The organism is Bacillus sp. FSL K6-1006 (genome assembly GCF_038593175.1).
Classification (GTDB): Bacteria; Bacillota; Bacilli; order Bacillales; family Bacillaceae; genus Bacillus; species Bacillus safensis.
Genome location: NZ_CP151970.1, coordinates 1021633 through 1045386, shown reverse-complemented (window position 1 = coordinate 1045386; position 23754 = coordinate 1021633). Strand labels below are relative to the sequence as shown.

The 23754-nt window shown below is 41.2% G+C and carries 22 protein-coding genes; 5 read left to right on the top strand and 17 right to left on the bottom strand.

Annotated elements, in window-relative coordinates; genetic code table 11:
• Positions 1-2 precede the first annotated feature (2 nt).
• Positions 3-3707 carry a helicase-exonuclease AddAB subunit AddA gene (addA, locus tag NSS65_RS05225; RefSeq protein WP_326135023.1) on the bottom strand — a complete coding sequence of 1235 codons (3705 nt, stop codon included), beginning with the start codon at positions 3705-3707 and terminating at the stop codon, positions 3-5.
• Positions 3685-7194, bottom strand: coding sequence for a helicase-exonuclease AddAB subunit AddB (gene addB / locus NSS65_RS05220; RefSeq protein WP_041117059.1), 3510 nt, complete (start codon positions 7192-7194; stop codon positions 3685-3687). The genes addA and addB overlap by 23 nt, the downstream gene beginning before the upstream one ends.
• Positions 7195-7346: 152 nt before the next feature.
• Here addB and NSS65_RS05215 point away from each other — a divergent pair, with 152 nt between their 5' ends.
• Entirely contained in the window at positions 7347-7793 is a 447-nt protein-coding gene (locus tag NSS65_RS05215; RefSeq protein WP_034282153.1) for a ferritin-like domain-containing protein, read from the top strand.
• A 196-nt stretch (positions 7794-7989) separates the two neighbouring features.
• On the opposite strand, the gene NSS65_RS05210 is transcribed toward NSS65_RS05215, so the two are convergent.
• From NSS65_RS05210 to NSS65_RS05200, 3 genes are read right to left on the bottom strand one after another with little or no spacing between them, the layout of a single operon-like run.
• Positions 7990-8400 (bottom strand): DoxX family protein, encoded by a 411-nt coding sequence (locus NSS65_RS05210; RefSeq protein WP_034282155.1) that lies wholly within the window; start codon positions 8398-8400, stop codon positions 7990-7992.
• 57 nt (positions 8401-8457) lie between these two features.
• Positions 8458-9297 (bottom strand): M56 family metallopeptidase, encoded by an 840-nt coding sequence (locus NSS65_RS05205; protein WP_034282157.1) that lies wholly within the window; start codon positions 9295-9297, stop codon positions 8458-8460.
• The gene (locus NSS65_RS05200; RefSeq protein ID WP_034282159.1) at positions 9290-9712 is read right to left on the bottom strand and encodes a BlaI/MecI/CopY family transcriptional regulator; all 423 of its coding nucleotides are present in this window, start codon (positions 9710-9712) and stop codon (positions 9290-9292) included. The genes NSS65_RS05205 and NSS65_RS05200 overlap by 8 nt, the downstream gene beginning before the upstream one ends.
• A 266-nt stretch (positions 9713-9978) precedes the next feature.
• Between NSS65_RS05200 and NSS65_RS05195 the strand changes: the two genes are divergently transcribed.
• Positions 9979-11124 (top strand): AbrB family transcriptional regulator, encoded by a 1146-nt coding sequence (locus NSS65_RS05195; RefSeq protein WP_034282161.1) that lies wholly within the window; start codon positions 9979-9981, stop codon positions 11122-11124.
• Positions 11125-11162: 38 nt separating this feature from the next.
• Here the strand turns inward: NSS65_RS05195 and lepB are convergent, their stop codons facing one another.
• Both lepB and NSS65_RS05185 read right to left on the bottom strand, forming a co-directional pair.
• The gene (gene lepB, locus NSS65_RS05190) at positions 11163-11675 is read right to left on the bottom strand and encodes a signal peptidase I (RefSeq protein WP_034282162.1); all 513 of its coding nucleotides are present in this window, start codon (positions 11673-11675) and stop codon (positions 11163-11165) included.
• Positions 11675-12292 (bottom strand): TVP38/TMEM64 family protein, encoded by a 618-nt coding sequence (locus NSS65_RS05185; RefSeq protein ID WP_024425492.1) that lies wholly within the window; start codon positions 12290-12292, stop codon positions 11675-11677. Before NSS65_RS05185 ends, lepB begins: the two co-directional genes overlap by 1 nt.
• Before the next feature lie 156 nt (positions 12293-12448).
• On the opposite strand from NSS65_RS05185, the gene NSS65_RS05180 reads away from it, so the two are divergent.
• Positions 12449-12811: a hypothetical protein gene (locus NSS65_RS05180; RefSeq protein WP_034282166.1), complete on the top strand. Its 363-nt coding sequence runs from the start codon at positions 12449-12451 to the stop codon at positions 12809-12811.
• A 68-nt stretch (positions 12812-12879) separates the two neighbouring features.
• On the opposite strand, the gene NSS65_RS05175 is transcribed toward NSS65_RS05180, so the two are convergent.
• The 7 genes from NSS65_RS05175 to NSS65_RS05145 form a co-directional block, all read right to left on the bottom strand.
• Positions 12880-13833, bottom strand: coding sequence for an LCP family protein (locus tag NSS65_RS05175; protein WP_034282168.1), 954 nt, complete (start codon positions 13831-13833; stop codon positions 12880-12882).
• Between the two features lie 138 nt (positions 13834-13971).
• Positions 13972-14916 (bottom strand): siderophore ABC transporter substrate-binding protein, encoded by a 945-nt coding sequence (locus tag NSS65_RS05170; protein ID WP_046310460.1) that lies wholly within the window; start codon positions 14914-14916, stop codon positions 13972-13974.
• A gap of 21 nt (positions 14917-14937) precedes the next feature.
• Positions 14938-15696, bottom strand: coding sequence for an ATP-binding cassette domain-containing protein (locus tag NSS65_RS05165; RefSeq protein ID WP_034282171.1), 759 nt, complete (start codon positions 15694-15696; stop codon positions 14938-14940).
• A complete protein-coding gene (locus tag NSS65_RS05160; protein WP_034282174.1) occupies positions 15687-16637 on the bottom strand; it encodes an iron chelate uptake ABC transporter family permease subunit in 951 nt (316 codons plus the stop codon). Before NSS65_RS05160 ends, NSS65_RS05165 begins: the two co-directional genes overlap by 10 nt.
• Positions 16630-17580 (bottom strand): ABC transporter permease, encoded by a 951-nt coding sequence (locus NSS65_RS05155; RefSeq protein WP_041117046.1) that lies wholly within the window; start codon positions 17578-17580, stop codon positions 16630-16632. The genes NSS65_RS05160 and NSS65_RS05155 overlap by 8 nt, the downstream gene beginning before the upstream one ends.
• A 160-nt stretch (positions 17581-17740) precedes the next feature.
• Positions 17741-18016, bottom strand: coding sequence for a barstar family protein (locus tag NSS65_RS05150; protein ID WP_034282178.1), 276 nt, complete (start codon positions 18014-18016; stop codon positions 17741-17743).
• A 65-nt stretch (positions 18017-18081) separates the two neighbouring features.
• Complete coding sequence (locus NSS65_RS05145) at positions 18082-19251, bottom strand: MFS transporter (protein ID WP_034282180.1); 1170 nt, start codon at positions 19249-19251, stop codon at positions 18082-18084.
• Positions 19252-19396: 145 nt separating this feature from the next.
• On the opposite strand from NSS65_RS05145, the gene NSS65_RS05140 reads away from it, so the two are divergent.
• Positions 19397-20836, top strand: a complete 1440-nt coding sequence (locus tag NSS65_RS05140; RefSeq protein WP_034282181.1) for a PLP-dependent aminotransferase family protein — start codon at positions 19397-19399, stop codon at positions 20834-20836.
• A gap of 31 nt (positions 20837-20867) precedes the next feature.
• Here NSS65_RS05140 and NSS65_RS05135 read toward each other — a convergent pair whose 3' ends face one another.
• Both NSS65_RS05135 and NSS65_RS05130 read right to left on the bottom strand, forming a co-directional pair.
• On the bottom strand, positions 20868-21350 hold the full coding sequence (locus NSS65_RS05135; protein WP_034282182.1) for a hypothetical protein: 483 nt from the start codon (positions 21348-21350) through the stop codon (positions 20868-20870).
• A 298-nt stretch (positions 21351-21648) separates the two neighbouring features.
• Positions 21649-22227 carry a competence protein ComK gene (locus tag NSS65_RS05130; RefSeq protein ID WP_034282183.1) on the bottom strand — a complete coding sequence of 193 codons (579 nt, stop codon included), beginning with the start codon at positions 22225-22227 and terminating at the stop codon, positions 21649-21651.
• 289 nt (positions 22228-22516) lie between these two features.
• Here NSS65_RS05130 and NSS65_RS05125 point away from each other — a divergent pair, with 289 nt between their 5' ends.
• Positions 22517-22753 carry an IDEAL domain-containing protein gene (locus tag NSS65_RS05125; RefSeq protein WP_008348804.1) on the top strand — a complete coding sequence of 79 codons (237 nt, stop codon included), beginning with the start codon at positions 22517-22519 and terminating at the stop codon, positions 22751-22753.
• 56 nt (positions 22754-22809) lie between these two features.
• Here the strand turns inward: NSS65_RS05125 and NSS65_RS05120 are convergent, their stop codons facing one another.
• Positions 22810-23670, bottom strand: a complete 861-nt coding sequence (locus NSS65_RS05120; RefSeq protein ID WP_034282185.1) for an SDR family oxidoreductase — start codon at positions 23668-23670, stop codon at positions 22810-22812.
• Positions 23671-23754 lie beyond the last annotated feature (84 nt).

Below are 23754 nucleotides of genomic sequence, written 5' to 3'. Positions count from 1 at the left end.
ATTTATAATGAAATTTCTAAATTACCATCAAAGAAATAAAGAATTTTCTCCTCTAATGTTCTGTTTGTTAAACGTTCTACTGCTTTTGCATATAACGCTATTTGAGTTTCATAGCGCTTTTTCAATATAGGTACAGCTGCTTCAAGACCGTCTGTATATCTGCCTTGCACTCTATCTGTTTTATAATCTAGTAAATATAGTTTTCCATCCGTTTCAAACAAACAGTCAATCATCCCTTGAATAAGGACAGGCTCCCCCTCTGCATCAATATGGCTGTATACCTCTTTAACAGGTAACACCATACTAAATGACACTTCTCGTTTCACCCAGTCCGCTTTCCGCAGCTTTTGACCAATAGAAGTAGAGAAGAAAGCTGCAATTCCTTCTTGATCAATTGACTGGACTTGTTCATCTGTTAGCAAGTCTCGCTGCTGTAAGGAATCGAGCAGCTGATGTATACGGATTTCATCGAAGGGCTCGTCAGAAGGAAGCGCAATATGCTGCATGACTGTATGCATTGCGGTGCCTTGCTCTGCGGCAGTGAGTGTTTTTTTCTTCATGAAAGCCGGCCGGTCATACATCGTGGCACGGTCTTTTCGAAGAGAAGAAGGAACACTGTACTCATCCTGTATTTCTTTCATTCTTTTTATCTCGGAAACTGACTGCTTTGTGCCGACTTGTGAGGCCGCTAGGTATGGGTATCTCCATGAAAGTCTCTCTGCTACTTTCTCATCAGCATCACCATATTTTTCAACAGGCAGACCTTCCATCAAAGCTTGTACCACCTCGTCCTGCTGCTTCTTTTCAAGTGACATATCTTCTTTTAGAAGATCGGAAGCTTGAGTAAATGAGATCGTGAATGCTGATGGGTGTGACAGAACAACATCACCTGTTTCTTCTAAAATAGATGACATTGCTTGGTGGCGGATGAGAGCAGGACCAATAAAATCTAAGTATGTTTTCGATTGATAACGTTCAAAATCAGGGAGGAGCCAGTCCTCTCCGGTTGCAGCATTTTGCCATTTGCTTAATGCCTTCACCTGATTTTTGACAGAGCCGACCAGAAATAATTTCTCCTTAGCCCTTGTGAGCGCTACATATAGAACTCTCAGCTCTTCAGATAATAGCTCTTTCCTCATCTTTTTTTTCATCGCCACAAGCGGTAATGTTGCATAGCTAATTCTCAGCTCTGGATGAATATATTTGCTTCCAAAGCCTAATTCTTTATCAAGCAAGTAGGACTGGTTTAAGTCCATCATATTAAAGTTTCTGCCGAGTCCTGCGGTAAAGACGACTGGAAATTCTAATCCTTTACTGCTGTGGATCGTCATCATGCGAACAACGTCCTCTGTTTCACTGAATGTTTTTGCCGCACCAAGATCATCTCCACGCTCCTGCATTCTTTCGATAAAACGAAGAAAACGGAACAGCCCTCTAAAGGCAGCTTTTTCATACTGCTTCGCTCGATCATAAAGAGCACGGAGGTTCGCCTGTCTCTGCTTGCCTCCAGGCATCCCGCCAACGTAATCTAGATACTGCGTATCGCGGTATACTTCCCAAATCAATTCCGCTACTGAATGATTCATGGAGAAATCACGCCACTTACGCAGCAACCTGAAAAACCGTTCTAGTTTTTTGCATGTAGGGTGATCTGAATGAGTCACACTCATAAATGCCTTCACAGCATCATAATAAGTGCCTTTTTTATCACTCGTGCGAATCAGTGCCATTTCATTTTCGTCTAAATGAACAATTGGTGATCTTAATACAGCTGCAAGCGGGATATCCTGATATGGATTATCGATGACTTTTAACAGAGAAAGAATCACAGACACCTCTGTTGCTTCAAAATAACCGGAGGAAAGATTCGCATACACAGGGATTCCCTGCTTCTTCAATTCCTCCATCATTTGCGGAGCCCAAGGCATGGAGCGAAGTAAAATCACAATGTCCCGATACTGCAAGTTACGGGTCATTTGCTGTTTTGCATCGTACACTTGAAATGGCTGCTCCACCAATTCTCTTATTTTTTTAGCAATGACTCTCGCTTCTAGTTGTACGGTCTCTAGTTCTTCTCGCTCTTCGTCAGTTTCTGCTTCCTGTTGATCTAAATGTACAAGAAGCATTTCTGTCGTTGTATCTTCGCTTTCTGGATAACTAGCTCCAAGCTTTAATTCAGCTTGTTCATCGTAATCAATTTCTCCAACTGTTTCCCCCATCAGCTGTTTGAACAAAAAGTTCGTACTGTCTAACACATCTGAACGGCTGCGGAAGTTTTTATTTAAATCAATTCTCTTCCCTGTTTCTTTGCCGTCTGGTGTAAATTGTTTATATTTGTTTAAAAAGAGCATAGGCTCAGCCAGTCTAAAACGATAAATGGACTGCTTTACATCACCAACCATAAACAGGTTGCCCTCTGCAGCATGTTCCCCTTTAGATACAAGCCTTAAAATCGTTTCCTGTACAAGGTTTGTATCCTGGTATTCATCAACGAGCACTTCTTCAAACTGCTGTTGATAGTACTTGGCCGCTTCTGTTTCAATCAAATTTCCTTCCGCGTCCTGCTCTGCTAAAATGCGTAAGCAATAATGCTCTAAATCCGAAAAATCCACGATTGATTTTTCTTGCTTCGCTCTTTCGAAACGCTGTCCAAATTGGATGACAAGCTCCACAAGTGTTTCGATCACCGGCTTCATTTCAGCTAAACTGTTCAAATGCTGGGCGGGACTGCGCATAAAGTATTCATCTTTGAGCTTTTCTAATTGTTTTTTTGCTTGATTGCGTGCATCTGTGGCTTTTTCTAACAGCACAGGGTCATATTCGTCCCCTTTACATGTTTTGAGCCTTTTAAAATTGATGTTTGGCAAAAGCTCGTAAAGCTTCTCAAAATCATCTTGGTGCCTGATTAATTCATTGATCTGCTCTAAATCATCTATAAAATTTTCTGCTCTCGGCGCGGGGCCACCCGGTTCTTTTGATAGGGCGAGAGCTCGTTCGAGCAGTTCAAGACAGCTTCGAAAAACGAGAGAAAGGTCCTCTTTGATATATGGGTAAAACGGTAATTGTTCTACTTTTGTTTGAGCATCTACATCATAAAGAGAAAGGAATGCCCTCATCCATTGTTCAGGTGAAGGATGAGATCTGGAAAACTCATAAATTCTCTTCACAAGCCATTGCAAATCTAAATCATGACGGTCAGAAGTGTAACGATCAACCAGTTCAAAGAACGCTGGCTTTCCAGCCTTATATTCATCCTCAAACAGTTCATCTAACACTTCATCTCCTAATAATTCTCCTTCTGTTTGATCAGCCAAACGAAAGCCTGGATCAAGGTCAATCTCATAGTAAAAGGTGCGCAAAACCTGCAAACAAAAGGAGTGCAGGGTGGAAATATTGGCACGATTCATGAGCGACAGCTGTCTTCTCATATGAAGGGACCCGGGGTTCTTAGCTAATTCCTTTTCAAGTGCTTCTGTGATCCGATGCTTCATCTCTGCCGCAGATGCATTTGTGAAAGTCACAACGAGCAGACGATCCACATCAACTGGATCTTCAGGACGGGTCATTTTTCGAATCAGCCGTTCAACCAAAACAGCTGTTTTACCTGACCCTGCCGCCGCCGCAACAAGGATATCTTGTCCTTCTGAAACGATGGCTTCCCACTGGTCATCCGTCCAAGTACTGTTATTCGGTTTTGGTATTTGCATACTGATCCCCTTCTTTTTTGATCCGGTCTATCACAACATCATCCTTTTCAGATGAAAGCACTCTAAATTCATTATCCTCTATCGATTCATCAAATTGGCAAATAGACTTAAATGAACAAAAGCGGCATGGTGTTTGATCCTTCAATTTATATGGATTAATCGCTACCTCGCCATTTGTAATTCTTTCGCCTGCCTCTTCAAACGTGCGCCGAACATGCTGTGTGAGTATATGGAAATGATCTTCACTTAAAACAGCAGAGTCAGAACGGAAAGACCCATCCTTTTTCAAGCCAGCTTGAATGACTTGTGATCTTCCTGATTCAAGCGTTTGATCCATTAGCTTTACCGCTTCTACATCTTCAAGCAAAAGACCTTTCATTTTAAATTTCTTGAATATTTCCTGCTCGATTTCATCCTCTGCAAGCGGAATCGGTGCTTGAATGAGCGGATCATGAATATGGAAATATAAAATGCCAGCTGGCGTTGCTTCTACACCGAGCCACTCCTTTGAATACGTAATCGTCAGGTCTAAGTATGTGAGCATTTGCAAGGCGAGCCCATAGTATACTTCTGCTAGATCAAGGCCTTTCTCACTCGATTTGTAGTCGACGATTCTCAACAGCAGCCCTTTTGAACCTTCTGCTTTATCCACCCGGTCAATTCTTCCGACAAGCTCCATCGTGCAGCCATTTTTCAATTGAAAAGTAAACGGCGGAAGTGGCCCTTGGCCGCCAAAGCCTAACTCAAGCCCAACGGGAGAAAATCCACTCACTCTTGCATGCTCACTTAATATAGAAGAGACTCGAATCAAGATTTTCTGGAGCTTTTCTTTAATATAAGCATGCCGGTTAGAGCTTAATAGGATTTCCTTTTGAAGACGCGGTGCAAGCTGTTCGATTGCATGTCTTGAATAGTTGACACAGTCATCCTTCGTTAGGTTTTTCCAATCCTTTTTTTGTTCAACAAGCGTATCTGAAATATGCTTTAAGGCCGAGTGAAACAGCTGGCCGATATCGGGTGCTTCCAATTTATAAAATTGCCGGTCCTTTAGTTTTAACCCGTGGGAAGCAAAGTGAGAAAATGCACACGCATTGAATTTCTCCATTCTTGAAACACTGCCTTGAATGTGATCACCATAAAGTTCTTTTGTGACGTTTGGTTTTAAGCGCTTCGCTCGATTTGTAAAAAACAAACTCGACAAGATGTTTTTTGATACATCCCGATGAGATGACGTCATCAAATAATTATAGACACTCCACCATACACCACTGATGGGGTATTGGTTGAGCCATTGCTGCAGCTGCGAGACAGTATACGATAACGAGACATGCTCATTCGCTACAAATTTTAATTGCTCCTTGTCATCCAGCTGTTCCGGGTCTAACACATACAAAGCATGCTCATGATTTGGCATAAGCTCCTGACAATACTTGATAAGAGGCGAAGGCAATAGAGAGCGCCCCTCTTCATCTGACACTGAATAAGACAGATACAAATGATGAGATGGACTCGACAGCGCCTGGTAAATTAAAAATTGCTCATCTAGCAGCCGTTCTTTTCCTGTCTCTGCGAGTTCTGCTCCTGCTCGTTTTAACCACTCCCGGTCATCCTCAGACAAAACACTTTCGTCAGAAGGACGTGCGGGAATAACGCCATCATTTACCCCAATGATAAACATACACTTCACTTGATACATTCTCGATAAATCCATACTTCCGATAAATACTTGGTCGAGTGAAGGCGGAATTAAAGCGAATTTTAAAGAGGCCAATCCTGTATCCATCATCTGTTGGAATAAAGGAAATGAGAGCTCCTCCTCACCGAGCATTTCAACAAATTCATCCATTAATTGAATAACAGCATCCCATACTTGTCCATGCTGCATGGCTTCAGCTAATCTACCTGCTTCTTCAGCTTCCAGCCTAGCCTTTTCAAGTTTATCCGGCACTTGTATTTCCTCTAAGAAGACATAAACTGCCTCTACCATGTCTTTTACCTTTTGCGCTTTTTTCAGCCTTTTTTGCAATTGGAAAAGCGGCGGTGCGATCCATTCCTTTACATCATTCAGCATCTGTTCCATTTCAATTTCTTGATCTGTTTGTCCAAAATCCTCATCTAAGGATTGGAATCGCCTGTAATGGAAACGGGAACCGTTTGTCCAGCGTTCTCCTTTTACACCATAAGCAATACAGTAGTTTTCAAGCTGGTCTGCCTGTTCTCTCGCTTTGTTTTTGGCAAGTTCGAGCGGAAATAAGAACTCTGTCTTCACGCAGCGAAACACGGCCTCATAACGCCAGTTTCCTTTTATGACATCCAAGCTTGAACGAATTAATTCAATGAGCGGATGATACTGCATCGATTCATTTCCATCAATAAAAAATGGAATATCGTAATCTCGAAAAACCTCTTTTAACGTATCTTTATAGTCGTCTACATGCCGCGCTACAATCGAAATATCTCGCAGTCTAAGTCCTTCTTCTCTCACTAAATGAAGAATTTCTCTCGCTACTCCCTCAATTTCAGCTCGTTTACTCGCACTTTTAGACACTGTGAGATGAGGGGTTATTTCCTGATATGGCTTCACCGGTCTCTGCTCATATTGCCGTTCTAAATAAGCAAGATCCGACGTATGAAGATGACGGTTATTTTTCTCCAAAATGTGCTCAGAAATGGACGCGCCGCACTCTTTAGCAAGCTGATAGAGCTGGAAATACGTTTTACCTGTCATACGAAATAAATCAAGTTCATTTGGCTGTTTATCATGATAGGAACGATCCACTGTGAAAGCAGCCGTTATTTTCTCAGCATGCAGCAAAAGCTGTTCAATGACGAGAAGCTGCTGCGGTGTAAATTGATAAAAACCATCTATATAAATGTGTGCTCCTTTTATTTCTTCAGATAAAGGAATTTGCTCCGTGAGAAGCGTCAAATAGTCTTCTGAGTGCACATATTCATCTTGTAAATGCTGCTCCATCTGCTGATAAAGAACATGCAGATCATGCAATTTCTCGGCTGCCCGTCTTTCTTCTGTATACTCTGAATGCATGCTCTGTAATGAAATTTTTTCAATATCCTCAGGCAGCATGCAGTATCTCTTGAACTCAGCCATCGTCTTTTCGATTTGCTCGACAAACCCCGGCTTATCACTCGCTTTTTTGAATACCTTAAACTTTTCTTTCTCCTCTTCAATCACTTTTCTTAAAAGCATTTGAATTCCTGTGCTTGTCACAAATTGCCGGTTCGCTCCACCAGTCTGCTGTAAAATAGACCAAGCAAGACGCGTGAAACTAAATACTTTGGCCCTGATCATCCCGCCAGCTTCAGACGTTTTTGCAAGCTCGTATTCCATTAAGAATGTCATTTGATCCGGGACTAAAAAAATGATTGGCGGACCCAACGGATCAAGCCGAAGCTGTTCTTTGATTTCCTCTAAGATTGCAGTCGTTTTTCCACTCCCCGATCTGCCTGCTAAAAACTGAATCTCCACGCTCCACAACACCTTTCTTATGTACTCATATTCTAGCGAAAATAAAAGTAAATAGCTATTTTCCCCTTCTCTTTCCTAAAAAGATATAGGCACCTTTCCTTACTCTTCTCATATCATAAACCATCATGAACTCAAAGGAGGCTGGCAATATCATGTATTACGGTTATTACGACTACCCGCCATATGACATGCGCCAAAACACAAGAATCATTTCAGACCTTGAAAAAGCAATCAATGGTGAATATTCTGCGATCCAATGCTACGAAAAACTTGCTCAAAGAGCAAAAACTCCTGAGGCAAAAAAAATCATTCAAGAAATACGTCAGGATGAAGTCAGACACTATCAACTATTTTCAAAGCTGTATTATTCTTTAACAGGTAAAAATCACAAACCAAGCGTAACAGAACCTTGTCCAGATCAATTTAGAGAAGGGCTTCTTTTCGCATTTAAAGATGAACAAAGAACAGTCGATTTTTACTTAACGATATCAGATTATGTCCGGGATCAAGGAACAAAAGAGCTGATGAAACGTATCGCTCAAGATGAACAGCAGCATGCTGTATGGTTTTTATATCTTTTAACGCACCATGTGTCTTAGATAGTCCTATTTTAATAGGAGATCGTATGTTCCGTCAAAAAATGAAATCGGCTTTTTGTTCATTCAATCTATCAAATAAAATACTATTCTCAATAAATCCCTCATCTCTTTCACTTTTTCAAACGTGAAAACGACAATTTGATAAATAAAAAAACTCCTCTGCCACAAATAGCAGAAGGAGTTTTTTCATGATCGTTTAATGAAATTTTGCTTCATTGCTTTGCTGCTGATGTTTTAGCAACCCATCAATGGACAGCATCTTACTGCCGCTGAGTGTTAAATAAAGGGCCATGACAAGCAGCGATAGTTCAAATTCATAACCGCCAACAAATCCTTTAGAAAAACCAACCGTAATAATCGCCACAGCCATAATTGGTACAAATAATGCTGCGAAAATACGTGTTCCTAGACCTAAAATCAAGGCGATACCACCGACCAGCTCAATTGTCTTTACAATATAGGCCATAAATTCCGGTACACCGATTTGTCCAAAGAATGCCGCTGTTCCCCCCAGACCTCCTTGATATGCCTGAAGTCCGTGTAGAAAGAAGATAATACCTAAAATAACACGTACAAAAAGTGTTCCTATTTCTTGATTCGTTTTCATATAGTGATTTCCTCCTGTTTTTGCACTACATAATGTAATGTTAATAAGTAAAAAAAATTAGTAATTTAGGTTAAGCATAATCATTAAGGCCACCATGAGAATGGTTGATGTGACAATGGGAATGATGGGTACATTGAAAGGAATATTGTATGTTGGATTTAAGATCTTCTGTATTCTTAAATTCAATGCCCGATCTCCAAAGGATACCGCAAACTTCGTTTGTTTTTGAAACTGCGTTCTCTTTTTAATCAGCTTCAAAAGGGCTTGCCCTACTCCAAGCTCAGTGCCTGTCTGCCGAATCGCATAGTCATCTGCGATCACTTCACGAAAAACGGAATAGCTTTGTCTCATATGCTTTAACACTGGAATGTACCAAATGACTTTTGTGAGCATTGAGAATGTGAAAGCCTTTAAAGGATCATAGCTGTATTTGTGGTGTAATTCATGATAAACAACAGCGTCAATCTCCTCTTCATCCAGCATGTCCATGAGAGACGTTGATAAGTAAACCTTTGGGTGAAGCATCCCCATGGCAAAAGCAAGCGGTTCATGACAATGAAACACAATGATGTCATTTGCATATTTCTCAGATAAAGATTCGGTCGAGTGGTAATCGACTGCAAGCATCAGATTTTGCTTGAATTGAATGTACGTTTTGATTTGCTTCGTCATATAGAAAATCGCAAATCCCAGTGTGTAGAGGACTAAAGCATCTAGAAAATATTTCAAAGGAGTGAATCCATAGAATTCGAGAACAGACTGGCATACATGAATAAGATTATATGCTTGATTCCAGCCAAAAAAGCTTGAAAGCACGTAATAACCCATCTGATAAAAAATCGTTAAACCAATCAATATACCGCCTAAAAACAGCAGGCTCGATTTCATTTTATTCATTTTGCTGCTCCTCTTTTTTGGATGCCAGCCTTGCTTCAAGCACTTTGAGTAATTCAGGGTCAGCACTTTCAATTGCATCCACCATATGATTCACTGCCAGTGGACCAAAATCGTCCATCAGCCCTTGGGTAATCCATTTTGTCTGCTCATTTAGAAATTCTTCTTTTGTTAAAATGGGATTATAAATAGATGAACGCCCTTTTGTTTTCTTCTCGACAATTCCCTTTTCGGTTAAGCGGTTCAGCACAGTCATCACCGTGTTGAAATTAATCGGCTTCTCATCTGACAGCTTCTGCTGCACTTCTTTAATCGGCATACCCTCACCTTGATAAAGGATCTCCATAATCCTTCCCTCTAAAGGACCGAAAAAGCGATTCAAACCCTTTTCATTATATTTAAAAGAAGGAATTTTCATGTCATCACCTCACACTAAGGATTGTAGTGTAATTGAAAATGATAGTCAACAGATAACCAAAATAGGGGAAAATCGTTGCATATTACCTTGCTTCTTGGTAAAAATTACGAACCTATTTATATCAATAGGCAATCTGATTCTCGATAAGATAATCTTATGAAATTGGTAAAAAAATTCGTATTTTATTTATAGAGACTTTTGTATTATAGTGAAGATAACAACATTTCACTTACTGAACAAATTTACAGGAAGAAGGTTTACATGTGATGAAACAAGGAAACAGCCTTCGAACCGATCTCATTTTGATCGCGATAAGCGGTTTAGGTGGATTTCTTTTGTCTTTAACAGGAATGTCTATTGGCTGGATGATCGGAACATTAATCACGGCTGCATTTATTGCCATGCGACGTCCCGCCCTGTTTCAGCGTAAAGGAAACAACACCTTGCGTATCCACAGCAGATGGCTACTCCTTGGTCAATTTATTCTCGGAATCGAACTCGGACAGAAAATGAACATGAAAGTTCTTCATATTTTCACTGAACATTGGCTCCCTGTGAGTTTCATGCTCGTTTTTTCTATTCTACTGGCGATGCTCTCTGGCTTTGCCTTATGGAAGCTGAGTAAAACAGATATGCTGACCAGTTTTGTCGGAACAGCACCAGGCGGTTTATCTGCTATGCCAGGGATTGCCCAAGAGGTTGGAGCAAATACAGCCGTTGTCAGTCTCGTACAAACAACACGTGTATTAATGGTGGTACTCACCATCCCATTTACGGTGTTCTATTTAAATACAAAAAATCCAGCGGATGCAGCTGCAACCGTGCAAGGGAGCGCCTTTTCATCCGGCGTTTTCACCCTGTCAAATATCTCGTGGAGTATCGCACTTATTTTAGGTGCCTGGCTTATGTCACGCCTCGCGGTTCGTCTTCATTTCCCTGCCCCTTGGCTGATTGGCAGTATGTTAGGAGTTGCAGCTCTTCAAGTAGGTGCAGGTGCTCTCATAGGTCATGATTTGATTCCTTACTGGCCAGCACAAGCGAATATCGCGTCACAGGTATTTCTAGGTGCAACCATCGGTTCAAAAATGAATAAACAGATGTTTGTCGGGCTAAAAAACACGTTAATTGTGGCCGTCGTCAGCTCAGCTGGACTGATTGCTGCAACGGTTCTCAGTTCAATTGCCATTGCAGAGGTCACAGGCATTTCTGTCATTACAGCCATTCTTGCCTTTTCACCTGGCGGTATTGCAGAAATGGCAACAACAGCAGTCACACTCCATGAGGACTCAACCTTTGTAGTAGCTGTACAAGTCGTTAGAATCATTCTTGTCATTGCGATGCTGCCACCGTTTTTTCGATTCTTACATCATGTCTGGGCAAAAAGACATCCTGAATATAAAGCCGCAAAATAAAAAAAGAGACGCTTTGCATGTGCAGAGCGCCTCTTCTTTTATTCATTCTGATTTCTTTTGACACCAACTACTTGATCCTTTGAAATCGTTCCAAAATGCCGGCTGTCGAAGCTATGTATTCGGTTATCTCCGATCACGAAGTAATGGTTTTTTTTGATTTTATCTTGTCCTGTGATAGCTTTCAGCTGAAAATCTCCTGTCAGGACATTCCCCATTTTATGTTTTTTCTGCTCTTTTAAATAGGGTTCTTTCCATTTTTCCCCATCGACAAATAACTGATCATCTACATACTTGATCGATTCTCCTGGGAGCCCAATGACCCGTTTGATCAAAATTTGATTTTTGGGTCCGTGAAATAACACATAATCAAACCGGCTAATTTTCGTGAGTTTTGGCGAGAACTTGTTGATTAATAATTCTGTTCCATCTGTAAATGTAGGGTCCATACTAACCCCTTCTACTTTATACTTCACAAACATGAAATTCTTTACCTGGAACAATAAGACGATGCATGTAATAATCATCAACCACAGCAATGGCTTCTTTTTCATTAAGAGCCTCCTTTGTCCTCACGCTTGCTCATTCGAATATTCAACCTATTTTCTACTCTCTTTCCAACATACCATAATAAAACGATAACTAGAACCGCAAAAACACTTCTTAACGGATTCTTTACTAAAGCAGAAAGATCATAACCGATAAAACTAATGATAAAGAGCATGACACACTTACCAGCTAAAGCAGCTAATGAAAATTGCCACATGCTAATTCTTGATAAGCCTGCGACAACATTGACAGCCGCAGAAGGTGTAAAAGGAAAGCAGAGTAAAATAAATAACGGACCAAATCCCCGCTTCTCTACCCAAAGCATCAATTTCTTAATGGAAGGGTGTCTGCTGATAAAGTTCAGCATTCTCATCTGTCCAAATTTTCTGATCAGTAAAAAGACAAGAATAGACCCTGCACTTGCACCGATCCAGGTTAATAAAAAGCCTTCCCAAAGGCCGAATGCATTTGCATTGGCCACCGCAAACGCCACAAGTGGTAAAAACGGAAGAAATGCTTCAATCAGAGGAAGCAATATAGCGACAATTGGTCCAAAAGCCTTGTAGCTTTCAAAAAATGATGTGATATTTTCATGAGTAAATAGAGAAAGAAATGATGTCAACTTGTTTGACTCCTTCAAGGTTTGTCTACATTTCATTTTACATGGAAAACATAAAAATATACAAATGAATCCCACTCGCCCCCTTGAGATTGTTTGACTCATTCGATATAATAAACAAGAACATTTGTTCTATTCATAAAGAAAGCAGGCTTGGACATGACAAGACTATCAAGAATACAGCTTCAGATGATGGAACAGGCCATCTTTCTTCCAATGGTCATCTCCATCCTCAATCGTGACCTGACACACTTAAAACAACATCAAACATTTAAACTAAATGAACCATACATTCAGCTTGTGACCTCTGTGTTAAAGGAAGCACAGAAAGCACTTTACGAACTGAAGCAGCATTTACGTAAAGAAAATATGAAAGTACAGCAAATTGAACACGATGAAGGATTTACAACGTATCTATTTATCATAAATGGCTATGAAGAAAAGCATAAATACTTTAATCCGCGTATACGTCACCGGGTAGAGGAACTGCTGACTGCATATTTTCTGCATCAAGCAAATTAACTTCTTGCTGAAATGCGGCGCGGTACCCATGCAAAAAAAGCCTGCCGCGGCGGCAGGCTCCTTCTTATTTATGATAATTCAAGCTGTTTTCTCAGCTCTGTTCTAACTTCTTCTAATCCTGGTCCATCTAACTCAAAGTAATACACATTCCCAGGCTGATAATCATGGCCCTTTAGCTGAATCGTATCCACTGATTTCAATGAGCTCAGTAATGGAAAAAGACCGATGAACTGTTTCATGGAAAGGTTGGTTGAGACATTATCACCAAGCGTATCAATGATGTTGTCGTATGACGGGATCGAAGAAATCGATTTAGATTTTTCAAAGATGGCTTGAAGTGCTTCCATTTGGCGCTTTCCGCGCATGAGATCACTATCAGCCTTTCTCGTTCTCACAAAGGCTAAAGCTTCTTCGCCATTCAGTCTATGAGTGCCTGTTTGCACTTGAACTTTTCCCTTTGAATCCTTTTCCATCTGTTTTGCGATGCTTTCATCTTCAATCGTTACGTCAATTCCATTTAGCTCATCCACAATGTCTTGAAACGCCTTAAAGTTCCCTGAAATCACATAGTCTACAGGAATGTTCAACAAGTTTTCGACCGTTTTGACTGACAAATCTGCACTCCCAAACGCATGGGCGTGAGCAATTTTATCATATCCTCTTCCCGGTATATCTACATAAGAATCACGAGGAATACTGAGAAGCTTAATGGTTTTGTCTGTTCGGTTCACCGCCGCCAGTAAGACCGCATCACTTCTTGCTTCATCTACCGTTTCACCTGGACGGCTGTCAATTCCAAGCAGCAGCACCGAAAAGCTGTCCTTTCCTGGATCAAAAGCTTTCACACGCTTTTGCGAGGTGTCTCCTCTTTCTAATGATACTTGCGCCTTATTCGACGCTTTTGAAATTTTATAGTATGCGTATCCAGTCACGGACACTGCCATCACCATGACAAATGCCATGATAAACAGCACGGCTTTTACCCAAGGCCTTAGTCTTCTTTTTGATCTTTTTTCCTTCATCCTTTCCGAACCCTCACTCTATCTTAGTCTATCAATGTAGGTTCCACTATAACATATTTTGATGAAAGTTTCCTGCACGCAACATATTTTTATGAATCCACAATAAAAAAGCCGCTCAAGATGAGCAGCTTTCGTTCATTATTTTTGGCTAATACCTTGTTTTACTTCACCAATCATGGCAGATAATGATTCAAGCCCGCCGCCGGATAGATACCACATGTCAGAGTTCAAATACACCACATGGTTGTTTTTGATCGCTTTGACTGATTTCACGTAATCATTCTCAACAAGCTGTTTCGCAGACGTTTCTTCTCCGATCGCTGCGCCTCGATCAACGACAAATAGATAGTCTGGGTTCGTTTTGACCATGTATTCATACGAAATGCTTTGACCGTGTTTATCAGATGGCTCAAGCTTTTGATCTGCCGGTGTGATACCAAACACATCGTGGATGAGACCGTATCTTGACTTAGGTCCGAACGCTGTCATTTTGCTGTCGTTCGCCATGATCACCAGCCCATTTTTCTTTAACTCTTTTGCTTCTTTCTTTAAAGCATCCACTTTTTGATCAATGGCTGCAAGTTCTTCTTTAACTTTGTCTTCTTTATCAAAAACCTTGCCTAAAGTTTTGGCATTCTTTTTAAATGATTCCATATAATTGGCATTGTCTACATCCATATAAATCGTAGGGGCAATATTAGAAAATTCATCGAATGCATCTGCTTGACGGTGCTGGATAATGATTAAATCCGGCTTAATTTCTGCAATTTTTTCAAAGTTCGGCTCTTTTAATCCGCCGACATTTTCATATTTGTCTCCTTCATATTTTGATAAATATTTAGGCACCGCTTGTTTCGGTAAAGCTGTTACATTCACACCTATTTTGTCTAACGTATCAAGGCTTCCCATATCAAACACGACCACTTTTTTCGGGTTTTTCTTGATCTTTACACCATCTTTATTCAGCATGTCTTTTACCGTCACAGTTTCTTCTTTAATTCCTTCTGTTTGTCCTTGATTTCCGCAGCCAGCGAGTACCACGATCGCTGTTAATACAGTCATTATCCATATCCATTTTTTCATACGTAATCACCTCTTCATTTTTTAAGAAAAATATAAGCAAATACGCTCACCACGAATAACTTCAATCGGTATGCGCATGTCATAAATTTGTTCAAGTGCTTCTGTTTGAATCACGTCGTCCACTCCACCTTCTTTAATGACCTGTCCATCTTTTAAGGCGACGATATGATCGGAATACACAGAGGCAAAGTTAATATCATGAAGAACCACAACAATTGTTTTCCCAAGATCTTTGACGAGCTGCTGAAAGAGCTTCATCATCTCGACAGAATGATTCATATCCAAATTGTTTAAAGGCTCATCTAAGAAAATATAATCTGTATCCTGCGCCAGCACCATTGCAATAAAAGCTCTTTGTCTTTGCCCACCGCTCAGTTCTTCTACATATTGATGCTGGATATCGGCAAGCTTCATGTATTGGAGGGACACATCAATCATCTTCTCATCCTCTTTTGTCAGATGACCCTGCGAGTAAGGGAAACGGCCAAAGCTGACAAGCTCCCGAACGGTCAGCCGCACATTCATATGATTGGCCTGCTTTAAAATACTCATTTTCTTTGCAAGTTCCTGCGGAGGGTATGCACTATATGGCTTGTCTTCTAAATAAGCTGCACCTGAGTCTGGCTGAATCAGCCGGCTCATGATGGATAAAAGCGTGCTTTTCCCCGCACCATTCGGACCAATGAGAGACGTCAGCTGTCCCTTTTTCACACTGATCGTTGTGTCGTGAAGCACTGTTTTTCCGTTATACGCCTTACTGACGCCCTTCATCAAGACCATGAACGACTCTCCTTTAACAGTAAATAAATAAAATACAGTCCGCCGACTAAATCAATCAACACACTAAGCGGCGTTTGAAAAGTAAATACCTTTTCTACAAGAAATTCCCCGCCTACAAGAGCAATCACGCTGATAAATAAAGAGCCTAATAGCAAGTATGTATGCCGGTATGTCCGAAAAAGCTCTCGTGCGACGTTTACGGCAAGTAAGCCGAGGAACGTAATTGGTCCGACAAGTGCCGTTGCGATAGACACAAGGACAGCTATCACGATCAGCATCTTTTTTGTGATGCTGTCGTAGTCAATGCCTAGATTCACCGCATGTTCCTTGCCAAGAGACATGACATCTAATTTGGAGCGGAATGTCCAAATGTAAACACACAGCGCCGCAAATAAAACAGAAGCGATCAGTAAGATGTCCGTGTTCATGTGATTAAAGCTTGCAAAGGATTTATCCTGTACGACCTGATATTCATTCGGATCGATCAGCATTTCCATAAACGAAGAAAGACTTTTGAACAATGTCCCAAACACAATTCCAACAAGCAGAAGTAAGAAAATGTGTTTATTTTTGCGTTTGAACATGACTGTATACAGCAGTACAGAAAATAGAATCATCAGCCCAACGCAAAGGAAAAAATTAAGATTCTTATTGACGATCATTAAATGAGTCGACCCAAACACATAAATAATCGCTGTTTGCAAAAACAAGTACAGTGCGTCTAAACCCAATATGCTCGGCGTTAAGATTCGATTGTTGGTCAAAGTTTGAAAGACAACAGATGAAAAGGCAATCGCGCCTCCCGTTAATGTCATCGCAAGCACTTTCTTTAAACGGCTTGGGACTGTGTACGGCCAGTACCCCATTTGAAAGGTAATAAAAATTACGATCAACACGGCTGCAATGGCTGCAATCAGACATAATATACGTTTCTTATGCATAGCGTTTCCTCCTTAATAACATGTACAGGAAGATCGCACTCCCGATGATGCCTACCATGAGCCCAACCGATATTTCATATGGATAAATGATCACCCTTCCGAGCACATCACAAATCAGAACAAAAATAGCTCCTAGTAAAGCTGTATGCGGGAGGCTTTTTTTCAAGTGATCGCCGCGGTAGATCGAAACAATATTCGGAATGATTAATCCAAGGAATGGCAGCATCCCGACAGTTAAAATGGTGACAGACGTAATCATTGAAACGATCACCAAACCAACTGCCATCACACGTTTATACGTTAAACCTAAGTTGACAGCAAAGCTCTCGCCCATGCCTGCCACTGTAAAGCGGTCAGCATATAAATACGCAATGATCAATAGTGGAACGCTCACATAGAGCAGTTCATAACGCCCTTGGACAATAAGAGAAAAATCCCCTTGAAGCCATGCGGATACGTTTTGGATCAAATCATATTTATAGGCTATAAACGTAGATATTGAACTGACAATCCCCCCAAACATTAAGCCGACTAATGGTACATAAATCGTATCATTCACCTTGATATGCCGCAGGATTTTTAAGAAAAGAAGATTCCCAGCTAAAGTAAATAGAAACGCAATCCCCATTTTCATAAGCGGATTCGCATGTGTAAAAACAAGCATTGCTGCTAAAATACCAAGCTTCGCCCAATCCATCGTTCCTGCAGTGGTTGGTGAAACAAATTTATTCCTCGTCATGCTTTGCATAATAAAGCCGCATAAACTAAGGCTCATACCAGCAAGCACAATACTCACGAGACGCGGGAGGCGGCTTGAAACTAACGTGTGCACTTGTTCATCTGTTAAATGAAACAGTTCTAAAATGGACAGATCCTGTACGCCGACAAACAGAGATATACATGCCAAACATACAAATAACAAACTTAATTGATACAACTTCATACAGGTTTCTCACTTTCTATCAAGCTCTATCCGCCATAAATGATTATCATTATCAATTAAGCGACAGTTCATATATTATCACATCTAGTGAAATATTCAATAGCGGTATAAAAAAGACGAAAACTCAAAAAACAGCCTGCGGCAGCGGCTGCTTTTTCTCTTATTGAATATTCAATTGAAATTGTCCATTCAGTTCTTCTTCTGCTTCTTGAAATAACTGACGCAAGCTCTCAGCATAATCACCAAGAGCGTCTTTGCTCGTTTGAAAATTCACCCATGTCAGTTCAACTGGAAGAGTCACCTCTCCTGTCAAACAGTCCCAAAGGGCATCAAGGTTTTTCCCATAATAGTCAGGAAGGTGTAAAACTGTTTTTAGCTGGTCATGAAGCTCTTCTTGCGACCTGCACGCTGCGCCGTCAAGCTGCACTTTTTTCATGTTCATCTTCCCCTCTCTTGCCTATATTTTAAACGAATTGGAAGAGAAAGAGAAAGATGGACATCTTACTTTTGTTTCTGCCTGACCCCTGAGATCAAGAGAATGAGGCAGGCAGCCAAAACGATCAAGAGAAAGAGGGTTAACACGATCTGAGTACCGTATATATCAGCAAAGAGTCCAACAAAAACACTCGGAATACCAAGTCCTAAATAGGCAAACAAGTAATACCCTGCAACGGCTCTAGCCGCCTCCTTTTTCCCTCGCTCAACAATGAGCTGAAGGCCACCTAAATAAGTAAATCCATAGCAGGCAGTACCCGCCAGCATCGTTCCGGCAAGTACAAGGAAAATAGACCCGCTGCTTGCACCGTATAGTAAGAGGCCATATCCGCACGGAAGACAGATAAACCCCAAAAGGAGCGCTGTGCTGCTATTCATCTTGCGCACAAAGGGCTGCATCAGGACACCTGCCATATTAATTAAAAAGAGCGCTGGCCCTACCCACAATTCATAACCATTTAGTTTAAGCTGTGCTGGCAAAATTGAAATGACAAGGCCGCACACCGACCATGCGATAGCAATGGCTGCATTCGCCGGCATTGTTCCTTTTGGAAATCTTGGCATGTTCATCATCGGTTTACCTGAATCTCCTTGGACAGGCGGCACGAAAAAGAAGACACCCACAATGGTTAAGATCAAAAAAGCCAGCACAATCCAATAGCTAAGCGGCGTGAGGGACACACGCTGAAAAGAAAGAAGTGCCGTAAAAAGAGCACCGCCCCCAAATCCAACCGAACTGCATAGTGCAATAAAAGTTGGAATCCAGCCTGACTTCTCTGGATATAAAGCAATCAAATATGCGGTGCATGTTCCAACACTAAGACCAAGTCCGACACCTTGCAAGAGCCGGGCAGCAAAGAGCATCTGTATGGAAGGGTGGATAATCATCAACAAGGTGGCACATAACGAAAAGCTAAGCGCAACCAATAAAATCGGTTTGCGTCCAACCCGGTCAGAAATGCCGCCAAGAAAAAGCAAAACTGGAATAAGTCCGAAGACATACGCGGCAAATACAAGTGCTGTTGCCGCCTTTCCGTACCCTGCGTGTTCTGCATACGCCGTATAAAGGGGCACTTGCAGATTCACAGCAATCGTAATCATAAAAAGACCAAGTAAAACGAAAATAAACGGGATGATGGATAAGTGTGCCGTTTCCTCTTTGGATGCTGGGATCATTTGACTCTCTCCTCTATGTCATTGCATATGAGAACAGTGTACACACCATTTGGCTTACTTCCTACATCCAAAAATGACACTATTGACCAGTCCATAATTCAGTGTCATCATCAACTTATGATGTGAAAACGAGAGAAGGTGCACGATGTATATTCATTTAGACCGTTCAAGCGCTACTCCGCTCTGGCAGCAAATCGTGACTGAGATCATTCAAAAAATTCATACACAAAAACTGCATCCTGACGATCAGTTAACACCGACAAGAGTGTTAGCACAGGAGCTTAATGTATCAAGATCAACCGTACAGCTTGCCTATGATGAGCTGCTGGCAAGAGGTTACGTGAGCACATCTAGAAGAGGCGGTACCAAGGTCATTTCAAGCGATCAATATACAGCTTCCCCTCCCTATCAAAGTGAACCGCCTTTTTCACCTCCGACAAGACCTCACTTTGAAGAAGCCGAAAAACAAATGGATCATTGGCTGTCAGCCAATCAATTTCATGAGAAGCTTGATATTGATTTTCGTCATCAGGAGCCAGCCATCGATGCACACTTTCAAAACATATGGAAGCGCTCGCTCATGAAAGCATTACAGCGATTAGATATGAAGGATTGGGGCTATTCCTCACCGCATGGATTATGGGAGGTGCGTTCAGAAATACGCCAATATTTATCTGTTGAACGCGGGATTGATGTAGAAGAAGATCAAATGGTGTTAACAGGTGGTACGCAGCAAGCCATTGATTTGATTTCACAGGTATTGCTTAAAAAAGGTGATACAGTGGCTGTTGAAGATCCAGGTTTCCCTGGGGCAAGGCTGTCGTTTATGCATCGCGAAATGAACATTCACCCCGCACCAGTTGATGAAGAAGGAATGGTGGTGAACACATTGCCCCGGCGAACAAAACTGATTGCTGTGACGCCCTCCCATCAGCGTCCAACTGGAGTATGTATGAGTGTAAACAGAAGGCAGCTGCTGCTGAAGTTTGCTGTCAGCCATCAGTCTTATATATTAGAGGATGATTTTGATGGGGATTATCGTTACCATGGCGGGCCGCTCCCTTCCCTATTTTCAGAAGCACCCGAGCATGTGATTTACATCTTAAGCTTCTCAAAAGTGCTGGCACCTGGCATCCGCCTGGCTGCCATTGTCGGCTCCAAAGCAGTCATGAAAGAAATTGCCGCACTGCAATCACTCATTCAAAGGCAGCTGCCCATTATGGAACAAATCACACTCGCTTCTTTTTTCAAAGAAGGAGAATTCACGCGGTATGTCAGGCGAATGAGACAGTTGTATAAAAAAAGACAGGCAGCCATGATGGAAGCCCTTTTGACACATCACTTTGACAAACACTTCCGTATCTACGGAACCGATACGGGCCTTCATGTCTTTTTAGAAGGAGCGCAAGACTTTGATGAAAAAGGAAGCATTGAGGCAGCAAAAGCAGCTGGCGTTGGCATTTATCCATTAAGTCCTTATTGTTTTGAAAGCAATCGAAAGGGATTACTGCTAGGATTCGCCTGTACGGACGAAAGCATGATTCAAGAGGGCGTTCGCCGTTTAAAGAAAATCCTTCACATTTAAAAAAGTCTGGAAGGTTTACTTCCAGGCTTTTTTAGGATGATTGCTGAATCTGACCTACTTCTTCCATAAATGCGGCTGTCTGCTGCAAGCCATCCTGAAAATGATGGGTAGCGGAAATAAACAGCTTTTCTTGATCGGGATGCTTCAAGAGCTTTTCCACCTTACTGATCCCTTTTTCAAATGAAGCAAGGCCTGTCTTTAATTGTTGATCGGCCTTTTGGTAAGCAGCTGGAACTTCTTGATGATCAAGCCCTTTTTGAATCACACGATCAAATGCTTTCGTCGCTTCTGTCAATTTTTTATTTGTTTGGATCTTTCCATGTCCATCTGAGATAAACTGACCGGTCATATTTTCATATGCTTTATTTAACTCATCCATATAAGACTGCACCCATTGTTCATAAGCAGCTTCTTTTGTGTCTTGCTTTGAAGGCGGCTGACCTGCTTGCTGACAGGCTGCTAGTAATGTCAAAGTTAGGATAAATAGCAGCACCAAATGTGATTGTTTTTTCATACAGAGCCTCCATTTCTTCATCCCATTCGTTCATATCGGTCAAATATAAGCATCCTTTACCACATAAGATTTCTTTTATTGTAACAGACAAGCTCGTGTCTCTTCTGTGATTTATGGATAAATGAATGAAAATATGTCTAAGGATTCACATTTCCCTGTCATTTCCCAAACAACCAATAGACGACGAGACATACGTATTTGGTTTCAATGAATTCTTCTTTATGATGTAGCGGCGCCTTTTTGCATTTCATTCATGCTGGATAAGAGGTCCAGCGGCTGCTCTGCCGCTGGCTTTTGACTAATATTTGTTTCGAAGCTCCCTTAATATAAAATCGTATACGAGATTGAGCTGCTGTTCTTTTGGATACAGCATAAATTCTTGTTTCTTCGGAAGACCTCCATCGAGACGATCTTGAAATTTCGTTCGGAGATATGCTGTCCGGTGCACCTGACTCTCAAATGATTTATATGAGACATCAAGTTTGACGGTTTGCTCGTTTGTAAAGGTGACCACCGTGTCTCCGAGGGATGATTCTTGGAAGGTATGAATGTATTTGTGGGAGATCCAGCCGCACTGAGGACGGTTGGATGAATAGGTTGGGAAAAAATACAGATGATTGGATGAGTCAATCACAATTGGGGGTTTGTGAGAAATTCCTGTTACTTCGTATGTTCCCGCCTTTCTGCCTGCATAGCTTGAGCCGAAGAATCTGCAGCTGCGTTCAATAATTTGCAGGGGCTTTAATTCAACGTAAAAGCTTGTCTCTCTTTCTATAACTTTTGAATATACTCTTTTTCCTTCTTCAACTGGAAGGACCGCCATTGTTGTTTGATTAATGACGTATGAATCTAAAGGTGTTTCACTAATTCCTGACACTTCATTTCCTCCTGTGTTAATATTTGGTTATTTTAGATACTATTAATCTATCACCAACATATAAGAAACGACAGGATTTTTTCAAAATTTATTAAAAATCATCTTTTTATCATATTTTTTAGTCCATTCGATCTATCGAAAAGCCATTTTTAAAGATATATCACATCCTGTCGATTGGACAAGAGGTGTCGATTCTGCTCAAAAATAAATTGTCTAAAAATTATAAATTCTTGTTGATTTTTTCTCCGCCAATCCATATACTATAAAAAAGGCATCGGGGGGATTCTTTATGAAAGAGAAAAAAACGTATGCTGAGCTCATGAAGTCCCGCAACACCCAAAAAACCGAAGAAAACGGCGTCACCATTTTAGACATCTATATTCAAATGGTTTTAGATGAGGCGCTTTATAAACAGCGCTTAACCTTCCTAAGAGAAGAGATTGATAAGGCACTGGATCAGCGTGATGAAAAGCGATTCAATGACTTGTCAGCTCAATATGCAGAACACTGCTTACATCAATCATGATGATTTTACTTGCGGCAGAGAGACAGTAACTCGTCTCTTTACCGCAAGTTTTTTGTTTATCCATTTAAAATGGTCCCGCCATTCACATGCAGCATTTGTCCATTCATATAAGATGAGTCTTCGCTCGCTAAAAATAAATAACTTGGCGCAAGCTCTACTGGCTCACCAGGACGTTCCATTGGGACATCTCCGCCAAATTCAGAGACTTCTTTTTCCGTAAAGGTTGAGGGAATCAGCGGTGTCCAAATAGGACCGGGAGCTACTCCATTCACTCTAATCCCTTGTTTAATGAGCGATAAAGATAATGATCTCGTAAAGGTGACGACCGCCCCTTTTGTGGATGAATAATCGATCAATGTTTCATGCCCTTTATAGGCGGTGACAGAGGCTGTATTAATGATACTGCTTCCTTTTTTTAAATGAGGAAGAACAGCCTTTGTTAAATAAAACATGGCAAAAATATTCGTTTGAAACGTCCGAAGAAGCTGATGCGAGGTAATTTGCTCAATGCTTTTTTGTGGATGCTGTTCCCCGGCGTTATTCACCAAAATATCAATGGAACCGAAGGCATCTTTTGTTTTTTTGACGACCTCATTAGAAAAAGCCTCATCCCCTAAATCACCTGCAATTAAGATGACACGGCCTCCCGCTTTCTCAATATAGTCCTTCGTCTCCTCGGCATCACGATGTTCACTTAAGTAAACAATGGCGACATTGGCACCTTCCTTCGCAAATAAAACAGAGACTGCTCTTCCAATCCCGCTGTCTCCACCTGTCACAATGGCTGTTTTTCCTGCTAACTTTTTATTCTGCACCTCACGATCAAAGACAGGTCTAGGGTTCATTTTATATTCAAGACCCGGACGTTCATTTTGGTGCTGAGGCGGTAATGTTTTCTTCGGCTGCTTTGTTGACACGTTAGTCCACTCCTTCCTTTTATCTTGTTTATTTTTATGTGCTGGCTGCTTTTTTATGTATGACGCCCCTGTTTCCTTTCAGAT